The sequence below is a fragment of the Actinomadura sp. 6K520 genome, from assembly GCF_004349245.1.
Taxonomy (GTDB): domain Bacteria; phylum Actinomycetota; class Actinomycetes; order Streptosporangiales; family Streptosporangiaceae; genus Spirillospora.
Map to the genome: position 1 here is coordinate 1 of NZ_SMLC01000236.1, position 9034 is coordinate 9034.

The 9034-nt window shown below is 74.2% G+C and carries 5 protein-coding genes and 1 tRNA gene; 1 reads left to right on the forward strand and 5 read right to left on the reverse strand.

Features of this window, described 5'->3' with window-relative positions; all coding sequences use genetic code 11:
- From E1289_RS34125 to glnII, 4 genes are all read right to left on the reverse strand, one after another.
- A partial coding sequence (locus E1289_RS34125) for a beta-ketoacyl synthase N-terminal-like domain-containing protein (protein WP_279488442.1) occupies window positions 1-4512 on the reverse strand: 4512 nt, incomplete at its 3' end.
- A 222-nt stretch (window positions 4513-4734) separates the two neighbouring features.
- A complete protein-coding gene (locus E1289_RS34130; RefSeq protein ID WP_131987721.1) occupies window positions 4735-5832 on the reverse strand; it encodes an alpha/beta fold hydrolase in 1098 nt (365 codons plus the stop codon).
- Window positions 5833-6046: 214 nt separating this feature from the next.
- Entirely contained in the window at window positions 6047-6676 is a 630-nt protein-coding gene (locus E1289_RS34135) for a DUF6069 family protein (protein ID WP_131987723.1), read from the reverse strand.
- Between the two features lie 169 nt (window positions 6677-6845).
- A complete protein-coding gene (gene glnII / locus E1289_RS34140; protein ID WP_131987725.1) occupies window positions 6846-7859 on the reverse strand; it encodes a glutamine synthetase GlnII in 1014 nt (337 codons plus the stop codon).
- A 227-nt stretch (window positions 7860-8086) separates the two neighbouring features.
- On the opposite strand from glnII, the gene E1289_RS34145 reads away from it, so the two are divergent.
- Window positions 8087-8773, forward strand: coding sequence for a DUF899 family protein (locus tag E1289_RS34145; protein WP_131987727.1), 687 nt, complete (start codon window positions 8087-8089; stop codon window positions 8771-8773).
- An 81-nt stretch (window positions 8774-8854) separates the two neighbouring features.
- Here E1289_RS34145 and E1289_RS34150 read toward each other — a convergent pair.
- Window positions 8855-8926, reverse strand: a tRNA-Val gene (locus tag E1289_RS34150).
- Between the last annotated feature and the right edge of the window lie 108 nt (window positions 8927-9034).

Sequence of the window (9034 nt, forward strand, 5' to 3'; positions counted from 1 at the left end):
AGAGACGGGGACAGGGGCGGGCGGGATCGCGCCCAGGTGGCGGAGGACGACTTCGCGCTGGGCGGCGATCAGTTCGCGGCCGGTGCGCAGGTACTCCAGGACGGCGGCCTCGGAGGCGCGGTCGAGCGGGCCGGAGATTCGTTCGGCCGGGCGTAGCGCGTTGGGCGGGTAGGTGCCGTCGGCGGCCCGGACGAGGTGGCCGTGCACGAACCAGCCGGGCGCGGAGTCGGGCGCGGACGTGAGCGGGTGAGCGCCGCGGCCGGCGAAGAGGGGCAGCGGGTCGACGGGGGCACCGGCGGCGGCCAGTCCGGCGAGGCTGTGCAGAAGGTGGGTCAGGCCGTGCTCGCCGGGAGCGTCGCAGCTCACGGCGGTGTGCGGGCGGTCACCGAGTACCTCGCCGACGAGGCCGGTGAGGACGTGCCCGGGCCCCGCCTCGATGAAGGTGCGGGCGCCCGCGTCGTACATCGCCTCGATCTGCTCGGCGAAGCGCACCGGCGCGGTGTGCCGCCCGGCGAGGGCGGCGGCGAGGCCGGCGGGGTCGGTGTCGTGCGGGGCGGCGGTCCCGCCGGCCCAGACGGGGAAGGCCGGCGAGCGGAGGTCGCGGGCGGCGAGGTCGGCGCGCAGGTCGGCGGGCGCCGCGGCGGAGAGCTCGATCATGTCGGTGTCGTCGAGGACGCCGGCGGCGCAGAGTGCGACGAGTTCGCCGTGGCCGTGGCCCGCGGCGAGGTCGGGGTGGATGCCCAGCGCGGTCAGCAGGCGGTGGACGGCGAGTCCGGCGATGCCGAGGGCGGGCCGGGCGACACGTTCGATCTCCGCGAGCCGGCGGGCGGTCTCGTCCGGCGTGAACGCGGCGGGCGGGAACATCGCCGGGGCGTACCGTCCGCCGGCGAGGCGGAGGAGACGCTGGAGGCGCGGGAAGGCGACGAAGAGGTCGGCGAGCATGTTCGGCCGCTCGCTGCCCTGGCCGGGGAAGAGGAACGCCACCTGGCCCGCCTCACCGGACGGGAGGAAGACGCCGGGTGCCGGACGGAACTCCCCGGCGAGGGCGAGCTTGCGGCGCAGGTCGTCCAGCCCGGTCGCCACGAAGGCCACCTGCACGGGCCCTTGGAGGGAGGTGGCCGTCCGGGCGAGGTCGCGGAGCCGGGGCTCCCCGGCGGAGAGTTCGCGGAGGCGGTCGAGCTCGGCGCGGGCGGCCGGACGGTCGGCCGCCCGGATCAGGAACAGTTCGGCGGGCCACTCGGGCAGCCCGGACACGGGCTCGGGCGCACCGTCGTAGCCGGACAGGACGGCGTGGAAGTTCGCGCCGCCGTGCCCGAAGGCGCTCAGCCCCGCGTACCGGTCGCGGGGACGGGTCGCCCACGGCCGGGCGGCGCCGCCGAACACGAACGGGCCGTCCGGCTCCCACGCGGGGGCGGGGCAGGCGAGGTGCGGCGTCCCGGGAAGCACGCCCCGGTGCAGGGCGTACGCGGTCTTGATGAGGCCGGCGAGCCCCGCGGCGCGGCGGGTGTGGCCGATCTGCGCCTTGACCGATCCGAGCGTGACGCTGCCCGGCGCCGCGCCCGCGAACGCCGACGAAAGGGCGGATAGTTCCGTCCGGTCGTCCTCCTCGGCGCCGGTGCCGTGCGTCTCGACCAGGCCGATCGACGCGGGTGCGACGCCCGCGCGCTCGTAGGCGCGGTCGAGGGCGAGGCGCTGCCCGTCGGCGCGGGGGGTGGTCAGGCCGTCGGAGCGGCCGTCGCTGGACGCGGCGACGGACTTGACGACGGCGTAGACGCGGTCGCCGTCGCGCTCGGCGTCCGCGAGGCGCTTGAGGACGACGCAGGCGACGCCCTCGCCCGGCACGATGCCGTCGGCGGACGCGTCGAACGCGGCGGAGCGGCCCGACGGCGACAGCTCCGGGGAGAGCAGCAGGTAGTCCTGGACGCCGGTGCCCAGGTCGGCGGCACCGCACAGCACCATGTCGCTGGATCCCGCGGCGAGGTCCTTGCACGCGGCGTCGAGTGCGGCGAGGGACGCGGCGCCGGCGGCGTCCACGGTGTAACCGGTGCCGGCGAGGTCGAGGACGTGCGCGATCCGTCCGGCGATCACGTTGGTGAGGACGCCCGCGAGGGACTCCGCGGTCGGGCGCGGAAGCCGCTCGTCCAGCTCGGCGGGCACCTCGCCCAGGTATGACGGGAGCGTCGCCCGCACGCCGTAGGCGGTGGCGAGGTCACCGCCACCGTCGGCGCCGAAGAAGACGGAGGTCCGGGAGCGGTCGAACGGCCGGTCGGCGTATCCGGCGTCCCGGAGCGCACGGGACGCGACCTCCAGCGCGAGGAGCTGGATCGGGGCGATGGCGCCGAGCGCACCGGGCGGGATGCCGTACGCCTCGGGGTCGAACGGGATGCCGGGGAGGAAACCGCCCCATCTGGACGGCGTGCGCTCCTCGCCGGACGGGTCGCCATGGCACTCGGAGTTCCGGTGCGCGACCTCGGTGACGCAGTCCGCGCCCGCGACGATGTTCGCCCAGTACCCGTCCGCGTCGCGGGCGCCGGGGAACACGCAGCCCACGCCGATGATCGCGACGTCGGCCGGGCGCGGCCGCCGACCGCCCGGCGCGGCGGTACGGGACCCGCCGACGCCCAGTTCGGCCGCGCGGGCCGCGAGGAACGCCGTCGCACCGGACGTGACCTGCTCGTGGAGCGCGGCGATGCCGGTCGTGGCCGAGCGCAGCGCCGCGGCATCCCCCATCGCGTACAGGCCGGCGGCCCGCTGCCCGGCGGCGTCGACCGGGGTGGACCGGCGCAGCCCCTTCGCGGCGACGCACAGGCGGGCGAGGTTCAGCTTCTCGAGCCGGCGCCCCACCTCCTCGCCGGACGTCCCGACCTGTTCCAGCTCCCGGCGCGTCTCACCGAACGTGTCCACGTACGGGGTGCGGGCGCAGCGGGTCACCCGGCCGGCGGACGACTCCAGCAGGGCCGTCCCGTCACAGGCGAGCGCGACGTCCTGGTAGCCCGGCTGGATCGCGCCCGTCGCGACCGCCTCCGTCGTGAACAGGTACCCGGTGCCCAGCATGACGCGGACGTCGGCGCCCCGTTCCGCCAGCGGCCCGGCCAGCGCCGCGACCATGGCCGCGGACCGCTCGTCATGGACGCCGCCCGCGAACATCACCGACAGCTCGGCCGCGTCGCCGTCGAACGCCATCAGCCGCTCGACCTGCGCCTCCCACAGCGCGAACGCGGCCCGCGGCCCGGTGTGCCCGCCGCCCTCCCGGCCCGCGAAGACGAACTTCCGCACGCCCTCGTCCAGGAACCGTCCCAGCAGGCCGGGCGACGGGACGTGCAGGTAGGCGCCGATCCCGGCCTCCTCCAGCGCCGCGGCCTCCGCCGCGCACCCGCCGGCGAGAAGCGCGTACGGGGGGCCGGCCGCGCGGACCGCGGCGAGCTGCGCCTCGCGGACGTCCGTGGGCGTGCACCCGGCGGGCGCGGCGGCGGCGATCCCGGCTCCCCAGGGCCGTCCGCCGAGCCGGTCGGCGGTCTCGCGGAGCAGCGCCGCGACCTGCTCGCCGTCCATCAGGGCGAGCGCGAGGAACGGCAGGCCGCCCTCCTGCGCGACGGCGCCCGCGAACGCGGAACGGTCGCTGACGTGGGCCATCGGCGCCTGGACGACCGGGTACGCGCGGCCGGAGGCATCCTCGCGCGGTGCGAGCGGCTCCGCCCGCACGGCGGCCCGCAGGTGCGCGGCGATCTGCTCGCGGATCTCCTGGACCACTCCCCCGGCCGTCTTGTGCCGGGCCGCGAGCGCGGCGGCGGACGGCCCGTCCTGGCCCACCGGCGGCGTTCGCCCCCGCGTGGCGGCCGCGGCCTCCGGCTCCGCCAACGCGGCCGCGACCTCGGCGGACGGGTCCGCCTCCCGGACGAGCGCGAGCTGCACGTCGAGGACGACCCCGGCCGCGCCGCCCGCGACCGCCGCCGCGGCCGTGCGCGGCCCGATGCCCCCCGCCGCGTACACCGGGACGTCCACCGACGGGTCGGCCATGAGCCGCTGCAGCAGGACGAACGTGCCCAGGTCACCGACGCGTCCGCCCGCTTCGGCGCCGCGCGCGACGAGCCCCACGTCCCCGGTGAACCCGCGGGCGACCGGGACGACGGCGGCGGCCTCGTCCGGATCGACGACCTCGACCAGGAGGCGGCGTCCCCGCGCGAACCCGGCGACGTCCAGCGAGTCGTCGGACCGCAGCGCCGGGGCGTCCACCAGGACGGTGTCGGCGGCGGCCGGGATCTCGGCCGGCCTGACCCGGCAGCCGGCGGGGACGCGGATTCCGAAGGGGCCCGTCCACCAGCGGCGCAGGTCGGTGAGGGCGGCGAGGCCGGACGCGCGGTCGGCGCCGAGGTCGAGCACCCCGGTCCCGCCCGCGCGGGCGACCGCCACCGCGAGATGGGACGCGGGCCGGCCGAACGGGGTGACCCCGATGATCTCGGGCTGCGGCCGGTTCTCCGGCACACGCCCGTACTCGCCCGTATCCGCCGCCATGCAGTGCCCCCCGACGTTCCGCCCGGCCCAGGCCGGCGTCCCGGACCGGCCGCGCGGACCGGCGACGGCCCGGCGCGGCTCGCATCAACGGGGCGCCACATTACGGTCGGCGACCATCAGGTCACCGGGACGACACACCCGAGTGCGCACCGATGGCGGCCCCGCAAAGAACTTTGGAACGTCCCTTGACGCGCCGCAGACCGGCCGGGGGTGCCGCGCGGGTCAGACGGGGACGGTGAAGCGCTGCGGCCGGATGCCGTGCCTGACGGTGCCCTCGTCCAGCCAGCGGTCAAGATGCCGCCACGTCGTCGTCCTGGCGGTATGCCCGGTCAGCACCCCCAGGTGCCCGCCGGTCGCGATCTCGAAGCGCACCTGCGGCGCCCCGCCGAGCAGCCGGATGAGGGGCAGGACGGCGCGGACCGGCGCGAGGGCGTCACCGCGCCCGGCGATGGCGAGCACCGGCACGCGGACATCGCCGAGATCCACTTTCCTGCCGCCGATCTCAATGCCGCCGCGCAGCAGCGCGTCGTCCCGCGAAAGAGTCCGGTAAATACGCCTGGCGACGCGTCCGGGGTAGCTGCTCATCTCGTCCGTGAAATGATCGACGGCCTCGGCCTGCGCCAGGAAATCGGCATTGTCAAGGTGGGTCAGTATTTTGCAGGGACGAAGCATGTACCTGTCTATTCCGGCGACCCGGTAGGCCCGTTTCGCCAGCGGCAGCGGGGCACCGCCGAGCATGAATCCGAGCACGTCCGCCTCGGCCCCGCGGGTCAGGCCGAGCAGCGGCCGCAGCGTCGCCGCCGGCCGCGCCGCGCCCGGGGCGACGGGGGCGGCGATCACCGCGGCGGACGCGATCGGCAGGCCCGGTCCGGCGGCGGCGGTGAGCAGCGACAGGACCCCGCCGAGGCACCAGCCGACGAGCTGGACGGGCTGACCGCCCGCGTCCCGGTGGACCGCCCGGATCGCGCCGGGCAGCACGTCCGCGACCCATTCCGCGAGCTCCGGCTCGCGGTCCGAGCACCGGACCGGCCCGTAGTCGAGCAGGTAGCTGAGCCGTCCGGCCCGGACGACGTGCTCGGCCAGGCTGCATCCGCGACGCAGGTCGTAGCAGCGCGCCGGCGCCCCCGGCGGCGGGACGAACAGCACCGGAGGCCCCGCCGGCACCACCCCCTCCGGCGGCCGGTAGCGGTACACCGACCGCCGGGGCCCGTCGTCGACCAGCTCCGCCGGCATCGGGCGGAGATCGGCGACATGCCCGTACATCGCCAGCTGGACGAGATTGACCGTGGCGGCTCGCAGCCCTCGCGGGGAAAGGATCATTTCCGCATTATCCATCCGCATTCGACGCACACGCCGGGCGCGCATTGACCAAAGGCGGCCGCGTCCGAGATACGGCCCGCTCAGATTATTAATACACTGGTCAGAGCACGGGCGATATCGTCCGCCTGTGAACCCTTCGTTAATTCGGATCGACGGCGCAAGAATTCGGGGCGGCCCTATCGGAGGAGGCGCGTACGCCGGGTTCGGCGCGGGATCACCATGGGCCGCGTCCGCCCGGGCCGTCCCCGGAGAACGGGCGCGATCCCGCCACCACGGCGGAGAGCAGCACCACCACGGCCGCCCCGCCGACGAGGTTCATGCCGGACGTCGCGAACGCCGCGTCCAGGGGCCCCTTCAGCGTCAGGGGCACGATCGTCAGCAGCGCGACCGCGATGCCGCCGATCCACGCGAACGCCCGGACCGGACGCGCCGACGTCGCCAGCAGCAGATGCATCAGCGCGGTCCCCTGGACCGTCCCCGCGAAGGCGCACAGCGCGTAGCTCGCCGCGGCGGGCTCCGCCGCAGTGTGCTCGCCCGCGAACACCGGGGCCTCCACACCGAGCAGCGCGCGCAGCCCGATCACCGCGGCGAACGCCAGCATCGCCCCGCCGAACGCGGCGGCCGCGCCGGTCCACCACAGCGCGCGCAGCGGCGGGTCCGACCGGGCGGCGATCTCCTCGTGCAGCGCGACGAAGTCCTCGTACCGCCGCACCGGCGCCTCCACCGGGCGCCGCTGCCCCGAGGAGGGACACCGGAACGACCGTTCCCAGGGCCGTGGCGCAGAGCGGCCGGCGTGCCTGCCGGGCAGGCCGCCGGAGTACCGCCCGAAAGACGAATCGGGCATCGTTCCCTCCCCCGGTGCGAACGATGGAGTGCTACCCGGCCCCGAAGGGGGGAACTCCCCCAAGCCCACCATTTTGCCGACGTTTGGCCGCGTTGCCCGACCCGGCGGCCCCCTGGAACACGAAGGTCCCCGGGGAGACGGACTCCCCGGGGACCCTGTCGGCTCGGCGTCAGACCTGGCCGGCCTTCTCCAGCGCCGCGCAGCAGGTGCCCGTGATCAGGCGCGCCACCACGTAGGGGTCGACGTTGGCGTTCGGCCGCCGGTCCTCGATGTAGCCGCGCTTTTCGACCTCGACCTGCCACGGGATCCGCACCGACGCGCCGCGGTTCGACACGCCGTAGCTGAACTCGCTCCACGGCGCCGTCTCGTGCATGCCGGTCAGCCGCCGCTCGATGTCGGCGCCGTACCCCGCCACGTGCTCCTGCGCCCGCTCCGCGAGCGCCTCGCACGCCGTGATGATCGCGTCGTACCCCTCGCGCATGGCCTTGGTCGAGAAGTTCGTGTGCGCCCCGGCGCCGTTCCAGTCACCCGCGACCGGCTTCGGGTCAAGGGTGGCGGACACGCCGTGGTTCTCGGCGACGCGGTAGAGCAGCCACCGCGCGACCCACATGTGGTCACCGACCTCGAGCGGCCCCGCCGGGCCGATCTGGAACTCCCACTGCCCCGGCATGACCTCGGCGTTGATGCCCGAGAGCTTCAGCCCGGCCGCCAGGCACGCGTCCATGTGCGCCTCGACGATCTCGCGTCCGAACACCTCGTCGGCGCCCACACCGCAGTAGTAGAAGCCCTGCGGCGCCGGGAAACCCCGCTCGGGGAAGCCGAGCGGGCGGCCGTCCTTGAAGAACGTGTACTCCTGCTCGATCCCGTACCAGGACTCCTGCGCCGCGTACTGCTCGGCGATCGGACGCAACTGGGCCCGCGTGTTGGTCTTGTGGGGCGTCCCGTCCACGAGGAAGACCTCGCACAGCACCAGCTTGTGGTCGCCGCCCCGGATCGGGTCGGGACACGAGAACACCGGCTTGAGGACGCAGTCGGACTTGTCGCCGGGCGCCTGGTTCGTGCTGGACCCGTCGAAACCCCACTCCGGCGGCTCGGCGCCGTCGGCCAGGATCCTCGTCTTCGACCGCAGCCGCGCTGTCGGCTCGGTGCCGTCGATCCAGATGTACTCGGCCTTGTAACTCAACGTGGGTCGTCCCTTCGAGGCGGCTTCAGCACACCCCAACCTGTCAACCAGGCATTTCGGACCTGTTGCCCATATGTGAACCCCACGTAAACGGGATTACGGAACGTCAGAGGACCTGCCCGCCGCGCGGTGGCTCCGCCGAACCCGCCGACCGGAGACCGATGAGTCCGGTGACCGGGCACGGTCCACCCCTACAGACCACAAACCATGGAAGCTGGAGGTGCCGAATGACCGCCAAGGCGCTACCGCACGTCGTCGACGCCGAGACCTGGCAACGCCACCTCGACGACCTGCGCGTCCGCGAAAAGGACGCGACCCGCGAACTCGACGCGATCGCCGCCCAGCGCCGCCGGATGCCGATGGTCGAAATGCCCGACTACACCCTTGAGGGCGAGGAGGGCCCGGTACGGCTGGTCGACATCTTCGACGGCAAGTCGCAGCTGATCGTCTACAACCACATGTGGTTCCCCGGCGAGCCGTGGCAGTGCGACGGCTGCACCGGGCTGACGTCGCAGTTCACGCGACTGGAGTTCCTGGACGCCTACGACGCCAGGTTCGTCATCGTCACGCAGGGGCCGATCGACGAGGCCCTCGCGTACAAGCACAAGGTCGGGAACAGGATGTCCTGGTACTCGACCGCGAACAGCTCGTTCGGCGCCGACGTCGACGCACCCCGCAACGGCGGCTTCGCAGTCAACGTGTTCCTGCGCGACGGCGACACCGTCTACCGCACCTGGCACACCAACGGCCGCGGCACCGAGCAGCTCACCCACACCTTCGCACTGATCGACGTACTGCCGTACGGCCGCCAGGAGGAGTGGCAGGACTCCCCCGAAGGCTGGCCCCAGTCCGCCACCTACAGCAAATGGCCGAGCTCCCAGGAAATCGCCACCCGCTACGGCCCGACCCCGTAACGAGCAGATCACGCCGATCCGTACGGCCCTTCCCGGCCAAAGGCCATGGTCCGCAACTGCGGATCATGGCCTCTACCTGCGTGGGCGCGGCAGGTTTCGAACCTGCGGCCACTCGCTTGTAAGGCGAGTGCTCTACCCCTGAGCTACGCGCCCGGTGTTGACGGGAAAGCGTACCCGTAACGAGCAGATCACGCCGATCCGTACGGCCCTTCCCGGCCAAAGGCCATGGTCCGCAACTGCGGATCATGGCCTCTACCTGCG